Source organism: Psychrobacter proteolyticus, assembly GCF_038155145.1.
Taxonomy (GTDB): domain Bacteria; phylum Pseudomonadota; class Gammaproteobacteria; order Pseudomonadales; family Moraxellaceae; genus Psychrobacter; species Psychrobacter proteolyticus_B.
Genome location: NZ_JBAKAY010000009.1, coordinates 42,793 through 61,704, shown reverse-complemented (window position 1 = coordinate 61,704; position 18,912 = coordinate 42,793). Strand labels below are relative to the sequence as shown.

Annotated in this window: 27 protein-coding genes; 23 read left to right on the top strand and 4 right to left on the bottom strand. The window is 41.7% G+C overall.

Going from position 1 to position 18,912, the window contains the following annotated elements; translation table 11 throughout:
• Positions 1 to 7: 7 nt before the first annotated feature.
• The 16 genes from rplX (at position 8) to rplQ (ending at position 8,511) form a co-directional block, all read left to right on the top strand.
• Entirely contained in the window at positions 8 to 325 is a 318-nt protein-coding gene (rplX, locus tag V6252_RS11590) for a 50S ribosomal protein L24 (protein ID WP_101204866.1), read from the top strand.
• A 21-nt stretch (positions 326 to 346) separates the two neighbouring features.
• Entirely contained in the window at positions 347 to 883 is a 537-nt protein-coding gene (rplE, locus tag V6252_RS11585; protein WP_101204865.1) for a 50S ribosomal protein L5, read from the top strand.
• Between the two features lie 12 nt (positions 884 to 895).
• A complete protein-coding gene (gene rpsN / locus V6252_RS11580; protein WP_010196705.1) occupies positions 896 to 1,201 on the top strand; it encodes a 30S ribosomal protein S14 in 306 nt (101 codons plus the stop codon).
• A gap of 11 nt (positions 1,202 to 1,212) precedes the next feature.
• Positions 1,213 to 1,611: a 30S ribosomal protein S8 gene (rpsH, locus tag V6252_RS11575; protein WP_101204864.1), complete on the top strand. Its 399-nt coding sequence runs from the start codon at positions 1,213 to 1,215 to the stop codon at positions 1,609 to 1,611.
• Positions 1,612 to 1,787: 176 nt separating this feature from the next.
• Positions 1,788 to 2,321: a 50S ribosomal protein L6 gene (rplF, locus tag V6252_RS11570; protein WP_057758710.1), complete on the top strand. Its 534-nt coding sequence runs from the start codon at positions 1,788 to 1,790 to the stop codon at positions 2,319 to 2,321.
• Between the two features lie 11 nt (positions 2,322 to 2,332).
• Positions 2,333 to 2,683 carry a 50S ribosomal protein L18 gene (rplR, locus tag V6252_RS11565; RefSeq protein WP_057758713.1) on the top strand — a complete coding sequence of 117 codons (351 nt, stop codon included), beginning with the start codon at positions 2,333 to 2,335 and terminating at the stop codon, positions 2,681 to 2,683.
• A 2-nt stretch (positions 2,684 to 2,685) separates the two neighbouring features.
• Positions 2,686 to 3,201, top strand: coding sequence for a 30S ribosomal protein S5 (gene rpsE / locus V6252_RS11560; RefSeq protein WP_057758716.1), 516 nt, complete (start codon positions 2,686 to 2,688; stop codon positions 3,199 to 3,201).
• Positions 3,202 to 3,221: 20 nt separating this feature from the next.
• The gene (gene rpmD, locus V6252_RS11555) at positions 3,222 to 3,401 is read left to right on the top strand and encodes a 50S ribosomal protein L30 (RefSeq protein WP_057758718.1); all 180 of its coding nucleotides are present in this window, start codon (positions 3,222 to 3,224) and stop codon (positions 3,399 to 3,401) included.
• Positions 3,401 to 3,841 carry a 50S ribosomal protein L15 gene (gene rplO / locus V6252_RS11550; protein WP_341610539.1) on the top strand — a complete coding sequence of 147 codons (441 nt, stop codon included), beginning with the start codon at positions 3,401 to 3,403 and terminating at the stop codon, positions 3,839 to 3,841. Before rpmD ends, rplO begins: the two co-directional genes overlap by 1 nt.
• 19 nt (positions 3,842 to 3,860) lie before the next feature.
• Complete coding sequence (gene secY, locus V6252_RS11545; RefSeq protein WP_166739245.1) at positions 3,861 to 5,192, top strand: preprotein translocase subunit SecY; 1,332 nt, start codon at positions 3,861 to 3,863, stop codon at positions 5,190 to 5,192.
• A 31-nt stretch (positions 5,193 to 5,223) separates the two neighbouring features.
• Positions 5,224 to 5,340, top strand: a complete 117-nt coding sequence (gene rpmJ, locus V6252_RS11540; RefSeq protein ID WP_010196721.1) for a 50S ribosomal protein L36 — start codon at positions 5,224 to 5,226, stop codon at positions 5,338 to 5,340.
• A 247-nt stretch (positions 5,341 to 5,587) separates the two neighbouring features.
• Positions 5,588 to 5,944, top strand: coding sequence for a 30S ribosomal protein S13 (gene rpsM / locus V6252_RS11535; RefSeq protein ID WP_021813384.1), 357 nt, complete (start codon positions 5,588 to 5,590; stop codon positions 5,942 to 5,944).
• Positions 5,945 to 5,964: 20 nt separating this feature from the next.
• Positions 5,965 to 6,354 (top strand): 30S ribosomal protein S11, encoded by a 390-nt coding sequence (gene rpsK, locus V6252_RS11530; RefSeq protein ID WP_010196728.1) that lies wholly within the window; start codon positions 5,965 to 5,967, stop codon positions 6,352 to 6,354.
• A gap of 48 nt (positions 6,355 to 6,402) precedes the next feature.
• Positions 6,403 to 7,044: a 30S ribosomal protein S4 gene (rpsD, locus tag V6252_RS11525; RefSeq protein ID WP_057758723.1), complete on the top strand. Its 642-nt coding sequence runs from the start codon at positions 6,403 to 6,405 to the stop codon at positions 7,042 to 7,044.
• Positions 7,045 to 7,124: 80 nt separating this feature from the next.
• The gene (locus V6252_RS11520) at positions 7,125 to 8,132 is read left to right on the top strand and encodes a DNA-directed RNA polymerase subunit alpha (RefSeq protein WP_021813386.1); all 1,008 of its coding nucleotides are present in this window, start codon (positions 7,125 to 7,127) and stop codon (positions 8,130 to 8,132) included.
• 19 nt (positions 8,133 to 8,151) lie between these two features.
• On the top strand, positions 8,152 to 8,511 hold the full coding sequence (rplQ, locus tag V6252_RS11515) for a 50S ribosomal protein L17 (RefSeq protein ID WP_021813387.1): 360 nt from the start codon (positions 8,152 to 8,154) through the stop codon (positions 8,509 to 8,511).
• A gap of 110 nt (positions 8,512 to 8,621) precedes the next feature.
• Here the strand turns inward: rplQ and V6252_RS11510 are convergent, their stop codons facing one another.
• Positions 8,622 to 9,242 carry an L-threonylcarbamoyladenylate synthase gene (locus V6252_RS11510; protein ID WP_160023599.1) on the bottom strand — a complete coding sequence of 207 codons (621 nt, stop codon included), beginning with the start codon at positions 9,240 to 9,242 and terminating at the stop codon, positions 8,622 to 8,624.
• 232 nt (positions 9,243 to 9,474) lie between these two features.
• Positions 9,475 to 10,218 carry an elongation factor P hydroxylase gene (locus V6252_RS11505; protein ID WP_341610538.1) on the bottom strand — a complete coding sequence of 248 codons (744 nt, stop codon included), beginning with the start codon at positions 10,216 to 10,218 and terminating at the stop codon, positions 9,475 to 9,477.
• A gap of 181 nt (positions 10,219 to 10,399) precedes the next feature.
• Between V6252_RS11505 and V6252_RS11500 the strand changes: the two genes are divergently transcribed.
• From V6252_RS11500 to lysM, 6 genes are all read left to right on the top strand, one after another.
• The gene (locus V6252_RS11500) at positions 10,400 to 10,993 is read left to right on the top strand and encodes a YceD family protein (RefSeq protein WP_102077932.1); all 594 of its coding nucleotides are present in this window, start codon (positions 10,400 to 10,402) and stop codon (positions 10,991 to 10,993) included.
• A gap of 318 nt (positions 10,994 to 11,311) precedes the next feature.
• Positions 11,312 to 11,494: a 50S ribosomal protein L32 gene (gene rpmF, locus V6252_RS11495; RefSeq protein WP_057758809.1), complete on the top strand. Its 183-nt coding sequence runs from the start codon at positions 11,312 to 11,314 to the stop codon at positions 11,492 to 11,494.
• A 425-nt stretch (positions 11,495 to 11,919) separates the two neighbouring features.
• The gene (gene fabD, locus V6252_RS11490) at positions 11,920 to 12,888 is read left to right on the top strand and encodes an ACP S-malonyltransferase (protein ID WP_191114795.1); all 969 of its coding nucleotides are present in this window, start codon (positions 11,920 to 11,922) and stop codon (positions 12,886 to 12,888) included.
• On the top strand, positions 12,885 to 13,613 hold the full coding sequence (gene fabG, locus V6252_RS11485; protein WP_057758813.1) for a 3-oxoacyl-ACP reductase FabG: 729 nt from the start codon (positions 12,885 to 12,887) through the stop codon (positions 13,611 to 13,613). The genes fabD and fabG overlap by 4 nt, the downstream gene beginning before the upstream one ends.
• Positions 13,614 to 13,883: 270 nt before the next feature.
• Entirely contained in the window at positions 13,884 to 14,120 is a 237-nt protein-coding gene (gene acpP / locus V6252_RS11480) for an acyl carrier protein (RefSeq protein WP_057758815.1), read from the top strand.
• 282 nt (positions 14,121 to 14,402) lie between these two features.
• On the top strand, positions 14,403 to 14,912 hold the full coding sequence (gene lysM, locus V6252_RS11475; RefSeq protein ID WP_057758817.1) for a peptidoglycan-binding protein LysM: 510 nt from the start codon (positions 14,403 to 14,405) through the stop codon (positions 14,910 to 14,912).
• Between the two features lie 161 nt (positions 14,913 to 15,073).
• On the opposite strand, the gene queG is transcribed toward lysM, so the two are convergent.
• Complete coding sequence (queG, locus tag V6252_RS11470; RefSeq protein WP_341610537.1) at positions 15,074 to 16,231, bottom strand: tRNA epoxyqueuosine(34) reductase QueG; 1,158 nt, start codon at positions 16,229 to 16,231, stop codon at positions 15,074 to 15,076.
• 245 nt (positions 16,232 to 16,476) lie between these two features.
• Between queG and V6252_RS11465 the strand changes: the two genes are divergently transcribed.
• Positions 16,477 to 18,300, top strand: coding sequence for an NAD(P)H-hydrate dehydratase (locus V6252_RS11465; RefSeq protein ID WP_341610536.1), 1,824 nt, complete (start codon positions 16,477 to 16,479; stop codon positions 18,298 to 18,300).
• Positions 18,301 to 18,321: 21 nt separating this feature from the next.
• Here the strand turns inward: V6252_RS11465 and V6252_RS11460 are convergent, their stop codons facing one another.
• Positions 18,322 to 18,819, bottom strand: coding sequence for a DUF4124 domain-containing protein (locus V6252_RS11460; protein ID WP_296207630.1), 498 nt, complete (start codon positions 18,817 to 18,819; stop codon positions 18,322 to 18,324).
• Between the last annotated feature and the right edge of the window lie 93 nt (positions 18,820 to 18,912).

The following is an 18,912-nucleotide window of genomic DNA, read 5'->3' as shown; positions in this document are numbered from 1 at the left end:
GTAATCCATGTCAAAATTACGTAAAGGCGATACAGTTATCGTGATTGCTGGGAAAGACAAAGGCAAGCAAGGTACTGTACAAGCTGTAAAAAACGATCGTATTAAAGTTGAAGGCATTAATATTGTTACCAAACATCAGAAGCCAAATCAGGCAACTGGCGTTGAAGGTGGCATTCTTAAGCAAGAAGCTTTTCTGCATATCTCAAATGTCGCAATCTTAAATGCGCAAACCCAAAAAGCAGACCGTATTACTTATCAGTTTGGCGAAGACGGCAAGAAACAACGCGTCTATCGTTCAAGCGGTGAAGTAGTGGCGACTGCGTAAGACACTAAGGGTGTAATGGTAATGGCAAGATTAAAATCTTTATATAACGATGAACTAAAGCAGCAAATCAAAGAAGAGCTTGGTTTGGCAAATGTGATGCAAGTGCCTAAAATCACTAAAATCACACTTAACATGGGTGTAGGCGGCGCGTCTCAAGACAAGAAATTGTTGGAAGGTGCTGTAGCTGATATGACCGCGATTGCTGGTCAAAAACCTGTTGTCACCAAAGCGCGTAAATCAGTTGCTGGCTTTAAGATTCGTGAAGAATGGCCAATTGGCTGTAAAGTAACGCTACGCGGTGAGCAAATGTACGAATTTTTAGATCGTCTCGTTGCCATTGCAATTCCTCGTATTCGTGATTTCCGCGGTTTTTCACCTAAAGCCTTTGACGGACGTGGTAACTACTCATTGGGTATCAAAGAACAAATCGTATTCCCAGAAGTAGATTTTGACAAGATTGATCGTATCCGTGGTATGGATGTGACAATCACCACGTCAGCTCAATCTGATGAAGAAGGTCGTGCGTTGCTTAAAGCATTCGGCTTCCCATTTAAATAAGGTAAAGACGTTATGGCAAAGAAGAGCATGATTAACCGCGAATTAAAGCGCGAAAAAATGGTTGCTAAATATGCTGAAAAGCGTATCAAGCTAAAAGAAACTATCAGTGATATGACTGCAAGTGACGAAACTCGTATGGAAGCGATGTTAGAGCTACAAGCTCTTCCACGCAACTCATCACCAGTACGTCTGCGTAATCGTTGTGCTATCACCGGTCGTCCTCACGGTTACTTCCGCAAGTTTGGCTTATCACGCAATATGCTGCGTGAGCGTGTCATGCAAGGCGATGTGCCTGGTGTTCGTAAAGCAAGCTGGTAAGGAGTAACTATATGAGTATGCAAGATACCGTTGGGGATATGCTAACCCGTATCCGTAACGCACAAATGGCTAACAAAGTATCGGTAGCAATGCCGAGCTCTAAATTACGTAAATCAATTGCTGATTTACTAGTTAGCGAAGGTTATGTGGCTAGCGCTGTTGTTGCTGAAGAAGAAAACAACAAAGCAACCCTTACTATTGAATTGAAATATTTCGAAGGCCGTGCTGTCATCGAAACTATCCAACGTTACAGCCGTCCTGGTTTACGCCAGTTCCGCGGTAAAGACGCTATCCCTACTGTTAAGCAAGGTATGGGTGTTGCTATCGTATCTACTAGCCAAGGTATCATGAGCGATCGTGCTGCACGCGCTGCTGGTATCGGTGGTGAAATCGTCGCATTTGTAGCGTAAGCTATACGACGATGAAGTCTATTTGATGGTTGTTAGGCTTCTATTGATTGAGTAATATTAAATTATTTCGAATTGATAGATGTCTAACACAGTCAACTATGCTAAACTAACACGCTTTTTAGCCTGTTAGTTTTTTCGCTAATATAAAGAAGTTAAATTTTTTAAGGAATATTCCTATGTCTCGTGTGGCTAAAGCCCCAGTGACGCTGCCAAACGGCGTAAGCGTTACTTTGAACGATCGGCAGGTCGAAGTTAAAGGCAAGAACGGTTCTATGTCTTTACGCCTGCATGAATTGGTCGAGCTGAAACAGGAAGATGATGCTATCATTTTCTCACCTACAGTCGATTCAAAAGAAGCTATGATGCACACTGGCACCATGCGTGCTCTCGTTAACAACTATGTTACTGGCGTGAACGAAGGCTTTGAAAGACGTCTTCAGTTGATTGGTGTTGGTTATCGCGCGCAAGTTACTGGTAACAAAGTAACCTTGAACGTTGGTTATTCTCATCCAGTAGAGTATACGTTACCTGAAGGTGTATCAGCTGAAACGCCAACGCAAACTGAAATTGTTTTGAAATCAAACAATAAACAGCAGCTTGGTCAAGCAGCCGCCAACATCCGTGGTTTCCGCCCACCTGAGCCTTACAAAGGCAAAGGTATTCGTTATAGTGACGAGCATGTGATTCGCAAAGAAGCTAAGAAAAAATAAGGTGAGTTGAAATGTTTGATAAAAAAGCAGCTCGTCTGCGTCGAGCTAAGAAAACACGCGCGCATATCCGTTTCTTAGGCGTTCATCGCTTAACGGTTAACCGCACGTCAAAACATATTTATGCCCAGATTATCTCTCCAAATGGTGGTGAAGTGATTGCTCAGGCATCTACCTTAGACAGCAGCTTGCGTTCAGGCGCGACTGGTAATGCTGATTCAGCAACGTCTGTAGGCCAAATGATCGCAGAACGCGCAAAAGCAGCTGGCATTACTAAAGTTGCCTTTGACCGTAGTGGTTTCAAATATCATGGTCGAGTTAAAGCTTTAGCAGAAGCTGCTCGCGAAAACGGATTGGAGTTTTAATCATGGCTAGAAATGATAAAAATGATAAAAATGAACAGACTGACGGTCTAGTAGAACGCTTAGTTACCGTTGATCGCGTAGCGAAAGTTGTTAAAGGTGGTCGTATTTTCTCTTTCACTGCATTGACTGTAGTGGGCGATGGCAATGGTCGTGTTGGTTTTGGTCGCGGTAAAGCACGTGAAGTGCCAGCTGCTATCCAAAAAGCACTAGAAGCTGCCAAACGTAATATGATTACTGTTGAGCTAAATGATGCAACTTTGCATCATCCAATCAAAGCACGTCATGGTGCTAGTAAAGTCTACATGCAACCTGCATCTGAAGGTACTGGCGTAATCGCTGGTGGCGCAATGCGTGCTGTATTAGAAGTTGCTGGTGTCAAAGATGTTTTGACTAAATGTTATGGTTCTACCAATACTGCTAACGTTGTTCGCGCAACGTTTAACGGTTTACGTGATATGTCAACTCCAGAGAAGATGGCAGCTAAACGTGGTAAATCTGTAGACGAAATCTTGGGTTAACTTAGACTAGGTGAGTTACGATGAAAAAAATGAAAGTCACTCAATTTAAATCGGGTGCCCATCGCCTAAAGAGCCACAAAGCGAGCTTGAAAGGATTGGGTTTACGCCGTATTAATCATACTGTAGTAGTAGAAGATACTCCTTCGACTCGTGGTATGGTCAATCGCGTTAACTACATGGTAAAAGTGGAGGAAGCGTAATGGGTCTTAGATTAAATGAATTATCACCAGGTGTTGGCGCAAAGAAAACTGCCCAACGTCGTGGTCGTGGTATCGGTTCAGGTCTTGGTAAGACTGGTGGTCGTGGTGTAAAAGGTCAGAAATCTCGTTCAGGTTCTAGCATTCGCTCAGGATTTGAAGGTGGTCAAATGCCTTTATATCGTCGTCTACCAAAATTTGGTTTTACCAGTAAACTGGCTATGAAGACTGCTGAAGTACGTCTTTCTGAACTGAATAAAATTGAAGGCGATGTAGTTAGCCTTGAAACACTTAAAGCTGCTAACCTTATCCGTCACGATATGAAACGTGCTCGTGTAATGCTATCAGGCGAAGTCACTAGAGCTTATACTTTCAAAGGTATTAAAGTGACTAAAGGTGCTAAGCAAGCTATCGAAGCTGCTGGTGGTAGCATCGAGGAGTAGTAACGTGTCAAAACAATCAATGTCATCGGCTGGTATACCGCTTAATCCATTCGCATTTATACGTAAGTATGATGAGCTATGGACGCGTTTATTATTTTTAATCGGCGCATTGATTGTTTATCGTTTAGGGTCACATATTCCAGTTCCGGGTATCAACCCAGTTAACTTGGCTGATCTGTTTTCGCGCAACGAAAACACCATTCTGAGCATGTTTAATATGTTCTCAGGTGGTGCACTAGAGCGTATGTCTATCATGGCACTTGGCATTATGCCATATATCTCAGCATCGATTATCGTACAGATGATGTCTGCAGTATTGCCATCGCTTGAAGCCCTCAAAAAAGAAGGTGAAGCGGGACGACGCAAGCTAAACAAGTATACCCGTCAGGGAACGCTTGCTTTAGCACTAGTACAGTCATTAGGAATGTGTGCCGGCTTAATCAGCCAAAACCTTACTTTATCTACTGGTCTTACCTTTTATATTCCAGCTGTTACTTCTTTAGTAGCAGGCGCAATGTTCTTAATGTGGCTTGGTGAGCAGATTACAGAGCGCGGCGTAGGTAATGGTATTTCAATGCTCATTTTTGCGAGTATTGTGGCTGGTACGCCAGGTATGATTTCGCAGTCTATTGAACAGGTCAATCAAGGTCAGATGAACTTGATTGTGCTATTTATTTTTGTACTGCTAGGTATCGCGGTTACTGCGGGTATCGTTTATATTGAACGTGCTCAACGCCGTGTTCCCGTGAACTATGCACAAAAACAGCAACAAGGCCGCAAAATTTATGCTCAGCAGCAATCACATTTGCCGCTTAAGCTAAATATGGCAGGGGTTATCCCAGCTATTTTTGCCAGTTCTTTGTTATTGTTTCCTGCAAGTTTAGGGCAGTGGGTTGGTCAATCGACTGATCCTACCTTTGTACAGAAAATACTTCAAAATATGGCATTGGTGTTGTCTCCAGGGCAGCCGCTATATTTAGTACTGTTTGGCGCAATGATTATTTTCTTCTGTTATTTTTATACGGCATTGGTATTTAGTCCGCGTGAGGTAGCAGAGAACCTTAAACGTAGTGGTGCGTATATCCCAGGTATTCGCCCAGGACAACAAACTCAGCGTTACCTCGATCATGTATTAAACCGACTGACCTTTATTGGCGCGATGTATATGACGGTTATTTGTTTAATGCCAATGGTCGTCCAGTCATCGTTTGGTGTGCCGTTTCAACTCGGTGGTACGTCTTTACTGATTATGGTGGTTGTGGTAATGGACTTCATCTCGCAGATTCAAGCGCATTTGATGACCCATCAATATCATGATCAGACGTTAATTCAATCGCCCACTCAACCTTAAATGAGCGGTACGATATTTCAAGGAGCATGCTATGAAAGTTCAAGCATCAGTTAAAAAGATTTGTGGTAGCTGTAAAGTTGTGCGCCGTAAAGGCCGTGTACATATTATTTGTACAGCAGAACCTCGCCACAAGCAACGTCAAGGTTAATATTTAGTATTAGAAAACATTTAGTTTTCGCTGCTAATTAAATTAATACTTGAAAAATAACGGCGGATGCGATATCATCCGCCACTTGCCGTGTTTATACAAAATCTTTTATAATAGAATCGATGAGCAGACTTATAGTCAAAACATCGATAATGACTATAAAAGCTCTAGTATTGACAGCAACAAATCTGAAGAGTAAAGCCTTATCGCTAGATAACGCTTATTTTTCTTTAATGGAGAGAAATCAATGGCTCGTATTGCCGGCGTAAACATTCCGGATAATAAGCATGCTGTTATTTCACTAACTTACATCTTTGGTGTAGGTCGTACCACTGCTCAGAAAATCTTAGAAGCAGTTGGCATCGCCCCTACTACTAAAGTCAGTCAGTTAGATGATACACAGTTAGATGCTATCCGTGCACAAGTTGCAAACTACATGACCGAAGGTGACCTTCGTCGTGAAGTTTCAATGAACATCAAGCGTTTAGTTGATCTTGGTTGTTACCGTGGCATCCGTCATCGTCGTAACCTACCAGTTAGAGGTCAGAACACCAAGAACAACGCTCGTACTCGTAAGGGTCCGACACGCCCTCTCAAAAGATAATTAACTTAGGAAGCTAAAAGATGGCAAAAGACACTCGCAGTCGCAAAAAGGTGGCTCGTCGTTCAGTATCGGAGGGCATTGCCCATATCCATGCGTCTTTTAATAACACCATTGTTACGATTACCGATCGTCAAGGTAATGCATTGGCTTGGGCCACTTCAGGTGGACAAGGCTTCCGTGGTTCACGTAAATCTACACCATTTGCAGCTCAGGTTGCAGCTGAAGTCGCTGGTAAAGCGGCCCAAGAATATGGTGTTAAGAATATCGATGTTTTGGTCAAAGGACCAGGACCGGGTCGTGAGTCTGCGGTAAGAGCACTAGGTGCATTGGGTTATAAAGTTAACAGCATCTCTGATGTAACCCCAATCCCACACAATGGTTGCCGTGCGCCGAAAAAGCGCCGCGTCTAATATTAAAGACGAAGCTTTTTATACTAAAAGCTTATAGGAGACATAACAATGGCCCGCTATATTGGACCAAAACTGAAATTATCACGTCGTGAAGGTACGGATTTAGGCCTTAAGTCTGGCGTTAAACCGTATGACGTAAAAACGAAGAAAGCTGGTCGTCCACCAGGTCAGCATGGCGTAAGCCGTAACAAGACCTCAGAATATGCTCTACAGTTGCGTGAAAAGCAAAAAGTTAAGCGTATTTATGGTGTACTAGAGCGTCAATTCGCGAACTACTATAAAGAAGCTGCTCGTAAGCGTGGCGCTACTGGTGAAAACCTACTAGCAATGCTTGAGAGCCGTCTAGATAACGTTGTATATCGCATGGGCTTTGGCTCAACTCGCGCAGAAGCACGTCAGCTAGTCAGTCATCGTACTGTTATGGTAAAAAAAGCTGGCCGTGATGAGTTTGTTCGTGTGAACATTCCTTCAATTCAGCTTCAAGATGGTGATGTCATCGCTATCCAAGAGAAATCTCGCGAACAACTACGTATTAAAAACGCTATCGAATTAGCGACACAACGTGGTATTCCAGAATGGCTTGATGTTGACCACAGCAAACTACAAGGCACGTTTAAACATGCGCCTGATCGTATTGATCTACCTGCTGAAATCAACGAAAGCTTGATCGTTGAGCTATACTCTAAGTAATGACGTAATGCTCAATGTTATGAAAATGGCATTGAGCAATTAACGTTAATTAAACCAGTTTAATAAATCGAGGTGACATCATGATGCTAAATGCAACTGAGTTTCTAACGCCGAATGCCATTAATGTGGATACGGTTAACGAAACGATTGCGAAAGTCACGCTCGAACCGTTAGAACGCGGCTTTGGGCATACCCTAGGTAATGCTCTGCGTCGCATCTTGTTATCTTCATTACCTGGTGCTGCAGTCATTGAAGCTGAGATTGATGGTGTTGACCATGAATACTCAACGCTTGAAGGCCTGCAAGAAGACGTACTTGATTTGCTTTTGAACCTAAAAGGCTTAGCAATTACTCTTCATGACCAAAATGAAGTATTTTTGACCTTGGATAAACAAGGTCCAGGCACTATTACTGCTGCAGACATCGCGTTGCCGCACAATGTTGACATCATCAATCCAGAATTGGTCTTGGGTACATTGAGCGATCGTGGTCATCTTAAGATGCGTTTGCGTGTAGTGATGGGTCGTGGATATGAGCCAGCAAACCAGCGCCGTGAAGATGGTGATACTAAAGCAATTGGACGTTTAAAGCTTGATGCAAGTTTTAGTCCTGTGCTTCGTGTTGCTTATCAGGTTGAGAACGCTCGTGTAGAGCAGCGTACTGATCTTGATCGTCTTATCATTGAGCTTGAAACTAATGGCACTATAGATCCAGAAGAAGCAATTCGTAAAGCAGCCACTATTTTACAACAACAGATTTCTATCTTTGTTGACCTAGAAGCTGAAGAAGCGCCTGAGCCTGTGAAAGAGAAAGAAGAGGTTGATCCGGTGCTATTACGCCCTGTGGACGATCTTGAACTAACGGTTCGCTCAGCCAACTGCTTGAAAGCTGAAAACATTTACTATATCGGTGATTTGGTACAGCGTTCAGAGACTGAACTTCTAAAAACCCCAAATCTTGGTAAGAAATCATTGACAGAAATCAAGGACGTATTAGCGTCTAAAGATTTAGAGCTCGGTATGCGCCTAGATAACTGGCCACCAGCTGATTTACGTGTTGATGATCGCTTTTCTTATCGTAGCCGTTAAACTTTAAGGATTTTTGACTATGCGCCATCGTAAGAGTGGAGTCAAGCTGGGTCGTACCGGCAGTCATCGTAAGGCAATGTTTCAGAACATGACTAACTCATTATTTGAGCATGAACTGATTAAAACAACTTTACCAAAAGCTAAAGAACTACGTCGCGTTGCCGAGCCATTGATCACTATGGCTAAAGAAGACAGCGTTGCTAACCGTCGTTTAGCATTCAGCCGTATGCGTAGCAAAGCTATGGTAGGCAAATTATTTGGCACGTTAGGTCCTCGTTACCAAACGCGTCCAGGTGGTTATTTGCGTATCGTAAAATGCGGTTACCGTGATGGTGACAATGCGCCAATGGCTTATGTAGAATTGGTTGATCGTGACTAGTTTTACACCTAAGACATATTCCATAAAAAAGCTCCAATGCAATTGGAGCTTTTTTTTGTCTTAAATTTGACTATTTATACTATTAGCTGTTTAGAGCAATAACTAGCGATTTAGAGTAATAACGAATCGACATCAGCCGCACCTTGCCTGATAACTTCAGGAACGCTGCTAGTCATATCTACGATAGTAGTAAGCTTGGTCGTCTTTATACCTGCATTGATTAGTCCATCGATCTGGTTGCCTAGCAAATCTTCAATCTCAAATGGGTCATCCAAAATATCGTCTCGATTAGGCAAAATCAGTGAGCTGGTTAAGATAGGTTCATCCATCGCTTCTAACAATGCTTGAGCAATGGGGTTGCTAGGTACCCGAATACCAATGGTTTTTTTCTTTGCATGCGCCAGTTTTTTCGGTACGTCTTTGGTGGCAGTAAGAATAAAAGTAATTGGGGCAGGTGTGTGGGCTTTCAGCTGTTTAAATTGCACATTATCAACTGTTGCATAATTGGCAATTTCGCTTAGGTCTCGGCACAATAGCGTGAATTGATGCTTATCATCGAGTTCGCGGATTTGCTTAAGCTTCGCTAGGGCATCCTTTGCACCCAAACGGCAACCGAAAGCATAACTGGTATCAGTTGGGTAAATAATTAACTGATCTCTGCGCAATAGGTCAGCGGCTTGCTCAATGAGACGTGGCTGCGGATTATCGGGGTGAATATAGAAGACTTCCATAATGGTTCCTTATTTTATAATTATTGGTTTTTAATTGAGACAAATTCTTCATTGATTAGATGTAGTTCAATCATAAGTTATATTAGAAAAACTATTCTAGAACTAAAGCAGATCGATATCTTCAAAATACCACTTCAGTTACCAGTATAGCTCAAAGCAGATATAAGTTTAGTGGCAAGGCGTTACCAACCGTAGAAAATCGTTAATAAGTAGGGAAGCTCAGTAATTTAAACTAAGCGCTGATCTGAGATGAAGAAGTGCAAGCACTAAGTAACGCAGTCAATAATGTCTTAGCGTCACGTGGTAGAGTATGAGGTTTGGCTATATAGCTTTGGACTTGCTGGTAGACATCACTAGCAAAGGTGCTACTACTGGTGTCGAAGTCGGCAAACAAGTTATCTTGTGAGACTTGGAAATTTCGTCCACACGCCAAGGTGAACAAACACTCTAATGCTTGAGGTTTGATTTCTACACGCTCAAATGCCTGCTGCTGAGCCGCTGATCGTCCATCTGGGGCATACCAGTAGCCAAAGTCAGATAGCTGTCTACGAGTGTCACCAGCCACGCACCAATGACTTAGCTCATGCAGAGCACTGGCAAAAAATCCATGAGCAAATTCAATTCGAGCGGGTTCATTATCTTGAGCTGGAAAATACTCGGGTTCATCATTGCTACGAGCCAATATAACTTCCTGATTAGCGAACAAAGTATTAAATAGCTGTATGAGCCAATCGGTAGCTAATCGTTCGCTATCAATTATCAATTCTGCTGTGTGAGTATTGTCAAATTGAGTAATAGACAACTCTTGCCACTGACTTCTTAATTCGTTTAAATACTCATCTTTATCGAAGCACAGTCTATTATTAGGAACATTTTCAGTATGACCCCTTAATTGAATAAGCTGTTGTAGCAACGAACTTGCTTCAGCAGGAGGAAGTAAGTCAGAAAAATTCATTTTATTATCGGATAGATTCATAGAGAAGACATTGACTTAATAAATACTAAAGACAAAAAACTTTAGGTAAAAGGTAAGTAGTAGAAGAGCTTAAACAAATTTACTATCAAAAAATCTTAACATACTAGCGCTAGCAGAATATGGCACTTTCCGTTAGTATGGCAGGCAATATTATACACCGTTTTTATGAATGAGGCCGCGCATGTCAAGCACTCCAGAAACTAAACCGTCAGCACCTCACGCTGACAATAAAAAAGCGCCTGTATCTACTGGCATGCCTGAGCACATCTCCTTAGATAAGTGGGCAGACACTGGTTACGAATGGTCAGGAGAGGTCAAGCCAAGCTCGTTTGATCGTCTTGCTACTACTTTGAGTACTGAACATGAGCAGTCAGACATACAGCTCAACGCTAACTTGTATCGTCGTAACAACGTCTTGCATTTAGCATTTACTTTGACAGGTGATGTTTGGCTAACTTGTCAGCGCTGCTTACAACCAATCGCGATAGACTTGTCTGATGATTATGACATCGCGCTACTAGAAAACGATAGTCAGGTTCGCCTAGTTAAAGATGAACAAGATTATTTATTACTGGATGAAATCGTCACCGAGCAATCGCCAGAGCGTCTGTTACCATTTAAGAAGTTGGTAGAAGACGAGATCTTGCTCAAGACCCCAATGGCGCCAAAGCATGACGATTGTGAGATGTCTGTTGAGCAGTTTGGTGAGATACCAGAAGAAGAGGAAGGTGAAAATCCTTTCGCTGCTTTAGCCTCATTAAAAGGCAAACTATAAGCGTCAAAATTATCTACTCAATGCATTTAAAAAGCCTTTTATCAGCTTTGTACAGAAGAGTGCAAGGCAGGGCTTTATTAATTTAATAAACATGCGTATAATGTCCGGTTTATTGCATTCGAGCAACCTGTTGCTTGCTGATAGAAACTGACTGGGTAAATTTTTTATAAGATTCAGCCTTGGTCAGTGCTTTATGTGAGTGGCAATCTATTTAACTAATGATGCTTAAGACTTAGGTTGTTATGATTATATAGCCTCTGTCAGTATCGACTTAAGCTGAATTTCAAGCTTATCCCTTTTAAGTATAGGAGCTATATCATGGCTGTTCAAAAAAGTCGTAAAAGCCGTTCTCGTCGTGACATGCGCCGTTCACATCACCGTATGGAAATTGCTGAACTAAGCGTAGATGCTACTACTGGTGAAAAACATCGTCGTCATCACATGACTAAAGATGGTTTCTACCGTGGTCGTCAACTGTTCAAAGTCAGCCAAGACGCCTAAGACATTGGCTCTGTGATAGCTTAGGCGAAAACAATAATAGTACTGGTGACTATTATTGTTTTTGCCTAGTTATTACTAGTCAATAAGCTTTGAGCTAAAAAAAGCCAAGTTATTTCGCTATCATATATTATGTGGCTGGATAACTTGGCTTTTTGTTATTTATAACTAGACTTATTGCTTAATTCGCTTGTTATTTTTAGTAGATTTAAAAATGTGCTGATATAATCTGCTCGTTTAATTTGGGCAGCGTTACTCTTGCTGTTTGGTTTGCATCCGCTATGATAATAGTGTCTGTCAGTGTATAGTTTACTGACAATCCGTTTTCTTGCATAAATACTTGAAGTAGCGGCTTTGTATAACATCTAATAATATAATACACCCCATTGTTTTTAGGGATATTTCTAATCAGATAAGGAATATTGGTTATGGCTTCTGTACCCGATATGGTAAAAAAGCAACCCGCTCGTATCGCGGTCATTTTTCCTGGACAAGGATCTCAAGCAGTCGCGATGACGAGTGAGCTTGCCGAAATCTATCCAGAGATACGCGATACATTTACCGAAGCGAGTGATGCGCTTGGCGAGGATTTGTGGGCAATCTGTCAGGACGAAGAAAAACTCAATCAAACCCAATATACTCAGCCTGCGCTTTTGACAGCTAGTATTGCTATTTGGCGTGTCCTACAACAAAAAATAGAAGAGACGCCTTGTTATTTAGCTGGTCACTCTCTGGGCGAGTACAGTGCCCTGTGTGCTGCCAATGTGATATCGCTGGGTGATGCAGTCACTTTAGTACATAAGCGCGGTCAGTTGATGCAAGAGGCCGTTGTAGGTGTTGATACTGCTATGGCTGCAGTACTAGGACTAGAAGACAACCGAGTTGAAAACTTGTGTGAGCAAGCAACTGAACACGTCGAAGATGCCGTTGTTGGGGCAGCCAATTTCAATAGTCCAGGACAAGTGGTTATCTCGGGTAACGCTGCTGGTGTTAATGCTGTTATTGATAAAGTCAAAAATACTGGCAAAAAATCTGTTCCTCTAAAAGTGAGTGTGCCATCTCATTGCGCACTTATGGAACCTGCCAGCAATGCATTGGCTGAGATACTAGCGGGTATCAAGTTTGATCAGGCAACCATTCCTGTGATACAAAATCGCTACGCACGTGTTGAAACCAGTGCGGTTGGAATCAAGCAAGCATTGACTGAACAGCTGAGTGAGCCAGTATTGTGGTCAAAAACCATGCAAGAGCTGGCTGATAAGCAAATTAATATCTTAATCGAATGTGGCAGTGGTAATGTACTGAGCAATTTGGCGAAGCGTCAGGCGCAGCCAATCGCAAGCTATCCTACTGACAAGCCTGCCCGTCTAGAAAAATTATTGGAGGTGTTATCATGAGCCGTACGATTACATTAGTAACTGGCGCTAGCCGAGGTATTGGCAAGGCAGTGGCCAAGCGTTTTGCTAAAGAAGGACATTTTGTCATTGGAACTGCGACCACTGAAAAGGGCGCAGAGCTTATTGATGATTACCTTCATGATACTGGTGGTATTGGTCGCGTTTTAGACGTACGTGATACTGCTCAAATTGACAAATTATTTGAAGAGATTGAAAGCGTCTACGGCGCGGTACAAGTATTGGTTAACAATGCTGGTATCACTCAAGATGGCCTACTGATGCGCATGAAAGATGAAGATTGGGAAAATGTCATCGATACCAATTTGACATCAGTATATCGCATGAGCAAACGTGCCGTACGCGGTATGATGAAAGCACGCCGTGGTCGTATTATCAACATTACTTCTGTCGTCGCTCAAATGGGCAATGCGGGCCAATCTAATTATGCGGCGACCAAAGCTGGTGTTGAAGGGTTTAGTCGTACGCTTGCACGTGAGATTGGTTCACGCCAAGTGACCATCAACTGCGTGGCACCAGGCTTGATCGAAACGGATATGACAGATGAGCTTGATGAGCGTCTATTGAACTCTATGTTAGATGCTGTACCTATCAGCCGTCTTGGTCAGCCAGAAGACATCGCTGCAGCGGTACATTTCTTGGCTAGCGACGAGGCCAGTTATATCACAGGTGCTGTCATTCCTGTCAATGGCGGCATGTATATGTAGTCAATATACGAGCGTTACATAGTTATAATAAAAAACTGTGTGAACGAGTGTAAACTATAATAAAGGGTGCTATAATGACGAATACTTTTGAGTCAAAGCCCTGTATGATAACAGGGCTTTATTAGACATCAGACAAACTGTGTAACATGTCATAGAGTACTCAGACAGCATTGCTGGTCTGGCAAACGCATTTTATATACCATGCTATAGCGTTAAATAAGGCGATATGGCAGTTTATTAAAAATAATAGATGATAACGGAGTGATCTACATGAGTAATGATATCGAGCTAAGAGTAAAAGCAGCAGTAGCTGAGCAACTAGGTATGAATGTTGAAGACATCAACAACGATGCTTCATTCATGGAAGACCTAGGTGCAGATTCTTTAGACCTAGTTGAATTGGTTATGTCATTTGAAAGTGATTTTGGTATCACTATTCCTGATGAAGATTCTGCAGAATTGACTACTGTTCAAAAAGCAATCGATTACGTACAAGCCCAACTATAATCTGCTACTTATTTAGTAGATTTATAATGCCGCTTATCTGATTAGATAGGCGGTTTTTTTATGGGCGCGTGATTGTTATTTTTAAGCACAGCAATCGAATTTAACATTGACTACGTCAATTCAACATTATTCAACATACTATTACTATCTACATCGACTCACTTTATCTATACTCATAATAGTAAGTCGTAGAAAAAGATGCCAGTTAGACATTTAAAATATTGTTTGATTGCGTGTTTTACTAAAAGAATGATAAATAATAATATTTCAAGGAGTAGATATATGGGTATGTTTAGCTTTGCAAAAGATATCGGTGATAAGATTTTTAACCGTGATGACGAAAAGCATGATGCTAAGACAGAAACGAAAGCAGATGCTAATACACCAGTACAAAGCAGTGAGCCGAGTGCACAATCAGTTGCTAATATTCTATTGCGCCGTATTCAGCAGCAGAACCTCAATATCAGTAACCTAAAAATTAAATATAATGGTTCTACAGATACTGCAGAAATTAGTGGTAACGCTAAAACTCAAGCTGATCGTGAAAAAGCAATTATCGCTATCGGTAACGTGCAAAACGTTGCAAAAGTTATTGATAACATCGATATCGAAGAAGATGCACCTGAATCTACAATGTATACGGTAAAATCTGGTGACAGTTTATCTAAAATCGCTAAAGAAGTGTATGGTTCATCTGGCGATTATATGAAGATATTCGAAGCAAACAAACCAATGTTATCTGATCCAGATAAAATCTATCCAGGTCAAGTATTACGTATTCCGAAGCCATAATTCTAGAAGAAGCGTATAGAACAATAATATTTTAAATATGACATTCTAATGAAAAAGCCTCTTATTATTAAGAGGCTTTTTTTATGTTGTACACTTCAAATAAACACTTTATCTCAGGAATATTTGATAGTCATAAAATAATTGGTTAATTGGTTAATTGGTTAATTGGTTGAGCCTAGCTTACTATGCTGCTCAGTTAAAGCCCATTCGATATGCTCATCTAGCATGTCATTATGTAAGGTCAATTTAGATTTTAATTGTTTGACCACTTCTAAGCTGGCATTAGCATTGCCAAGTCCGATAGCGATATTACGTAAAAAATTCATATAGCCGGTGCGTCTTAGCGGGCTACCTTGAGTGTTCTTCATAAAGTCGGCTTCTTGCCACTGCCATAGTTCAAGCAAGCTACTATTATCTAATCCATGCCTTGGTGCGAAGTCATCAACAGTCGTAAGGTTGGCATAACGATTCCATGGACAGATTAACTGGCAATCATCACAGCCAAAGACCCGATTGCCTATCGCGCGTCTATATTTGGTATCGATGACACCATCATGTTCGATAGTCAAATAGGAGATACAAGCAGAGGCGTTGAGCTCATGGGGCGCCACAATTGCTTGAGTAGGGCATATGTCAATACAAGCGCTACAACTACCGCAATGCTCCTTGACTGGTTTATCGTCGGGCAGCTCAAGGCTCAAAAACAGCTCACCGAGCACAAAAAATGAGCCTGCTTGCTTATTTATAAGTAATGTATGTTTACCTGTCCAACCGAGACCTGCTGCATCTGCAATCGGTCGCTCAAAGATAGGTGCCGAATCGCTAAAAGGTCTAAACACAAACTCTTTCTCTGAACCGATATCCAAATGTTGCCATTCAGGCAGCATTGTTTCGATCTTTAAAGCCAATTGCTTTAAACGACTACGCATCGTTTTATGGTAGTCACGCCCTCTTGCATAACGCGCAATGATGCCTTTATTGGGATGATCGTTATCAGTGACAGCACGCGGTGTGGGTGCTTGAGTTAGATAGTCCATACGTACGCTGATGATGGTCTTTGCGCCTTCGACTAACTGATCAGGATGAGCGCGCAGATCATGATTATTATGCATAAACTGCAGCTGGCCCTCATAGCCTTTATCTAGCCACTTCTGTAGTTGTTCAATCTGCTTAGTAAACAAAGGATGATGCACAGATAAAAAACCACAATCAGCAAATCCTAGTGCCTGTGCTTGTGCTGTAATCCACTGCTTAACATCAGCTGTGGTTGTAAATACAGTTGGATTGGTAATGGTAATTCTGTTTTTATCAGTAGACATAGAGAATAGGTGCTTATTAGATGGTTTTCTCATTTGTTGCAATCAGATTATTCATATCTGACAATCAGAGATAATGTAAATACGGCTATGATAAGCCAGTGAGCAATGAGTGCAAGTATAAAAGAAAATAAACTCATATTCATATTGATACATAAGTCGAGGTAAGCTTTTGCTAAGCTGATATGAGAAACGAGCAATCAAATTTAAATAAAATAAAAAATGAGTAGAAACACCAAGGATAAGTTATGAGAAATAATACCAATTTATCACCTATAAAAAATACAAAACCTATTGCGCTATATAATAGTGAGCAGGTTTATGCGATGGAGCAGGCTTGGTTTGCAGAGAGGTACGATAGTTTTGGTTTGATGAAACAAGCCGCTTGGCAAATGACACAGCAAATAGAGCAGATTTATGAGCGAAAAACCGTCAGTACTAGCCACTCTGCTAATACTAACGTTTATCACCGTAGTGCTCATCCATATCGAGCAAGTATCTGGGTAGGGAAAGGTAATAATGGCGGTGATGGTTGGCTTATCGCTCATTATTTACAGCAAGCTGGCTGGCAAGTAGAAGTAATAACAGTTGGTTTTAGCGAAAATGATTTTGATATCCATGATCAATCAGTCACTTCCAAAACTCTTAGCGATAAAGATAGCGATAGTAGCAATATTACTGACGCGACAAAGGCATTACAGATAGCTTTAGCGAGCAACTGTAACTATCAACAATTTGAAGGCATTATTAGTCACGATGATGCGGATAAAATAAACTTGCCAGCTGATGTTTATATCGATGCATTATTTGGTATTGGCTTAGATCGTGCACCAGAAGGTATTTATGAATTAGCTATCAATACCTTCAATAGTCTTACTCAGCAAAATAACGCACTAACAATTGCAGTTGATGTTCCGAGTGGGTTAGTGGCCTCTACCGGTGAGGTGTTTGAGCGCATGGCAATACAAGCTGACGTGACTCTATGTTTGATTGCGCGTAAGTTTGGTCTACACACTAAAGACGGTACAGACTATAGCGGAAACATAATCGATATACCGTTGATACCTTATCAAATGACGCTTCACCAAACAGCTAGCAATCACACGATACCTGAGAAAAATACCATTCAAGCATTTGAGCCAGTTGCCACGCTGCTGACAGCTGCGCATAGTGTAAAGCCGCGTCGCCAAAACAGCTACAAAGGCAGCTATGGTCATGTATTAATCATTGGCGGAAATCGCGTTGATGGCTTTCAGGGTATGGGCGGTGCTGCCATACTGTCTGCGGCCAGTACGATGGCGACAGGTGCCGGTAAAATAACAGTTGCTTGCCATGAGGCTTTCCATGGGTCGTTACTGACCTCATTGCCAGATGCGATGACCATTAATTTACATGACGCCAGCGGCGTAAAAGATTTAATCAAACAGGCCAGTGTCGTTGCTATTGGGATGGGACTTGGCCGTGACGAAAAAGCTAAAGCATTATTTATTAATTATGTACAGGCTGTTATAGAGAATGAAAAATCAATCGTGATCGATGCTGATGGTCTTTATCACTTGGCATCACTGCACATGGGTAATCATGAGCTAATAACAGAGCTAAGAAAATACAGTACGAATCATCGGGTTTGCTTGACGCCGCATAGTGGTGAAGCAGCTAGATTGCTTGAGCAAAAAGTAAGTAAGATTGAGTCCAATAGACTGCAAGCTATAAAACAGTGCGCTGCAACATATGGTGGTGACTGGGTGTTAAAAGGGGCAGGATCGTTAGTGTTAGAACAAGAAGAGGGAAAAGAGCAAATATACGTCTGTGATGTGGGTAATGCGGGCATGGCAACCGCTGGCATGGGTGATGTGCTATCTGGGGTGACTGCTGGACTATTGGCACAGCAAGATTTATCAGCAGAGGCGCGTAGCTTAAATCAAGCGGTTCTTATACATGGGTTTGCAGGAGATGCATTAGTGAATCAAGCGAATAGCGACACCAATACATTGCTAGTAGGGCAACGAGGGCTACAAGCTCAGGATATGCCAGCAGCCATTCGTCACGTCATGGAGCTTATGATAGTTTGATGTATTGCTTGAGATAGAGAGTTAAGTAGAAGAGTTAGCACAGTATTGATCAATCGCCTGCTGTACACGCTCGCGCTTAAGCTCAATTTCACGACCATCTAGATATTGACGCTTACCGTTGGCATCCATTTCATAGATACGGCCGCCGACATTGAGGTTAGTTAGATTGTTACGTAGTGATTGGCAGCGCTGAGCATTTTCTTTTGCATCTTGCTCTTTAATACGTGCTTCCAATTGTGCAATTCTTTGCTCTTCTGCAGTTTGGGCATTATTACTCTGGTTGGGATCTGTTTTTCCTGCCATTTGGCCTGCGTTACTTTGTCTACCGTCACTACGAAATTCAATCAGTTCGATATTTTTACCGGTCTGAGGGGCATGTTGACTATATTTAACTTCGCCATGCGCTCCGATAGACTTATAAACCTGAATAGCCTGACTGGCGTTCATAGACAACATTAGCATACACGCGGTACTCGTTAATAATTTGGCTGCGGTATTTATCTTAGACGCATATGCCATAATAGCAATCCTCTCATATAGTAAAAATCAAATGTATATAGGTGTAAATATAACACTTGAGCGTTTAATTAGTAGTAATAATGTATCTACTTC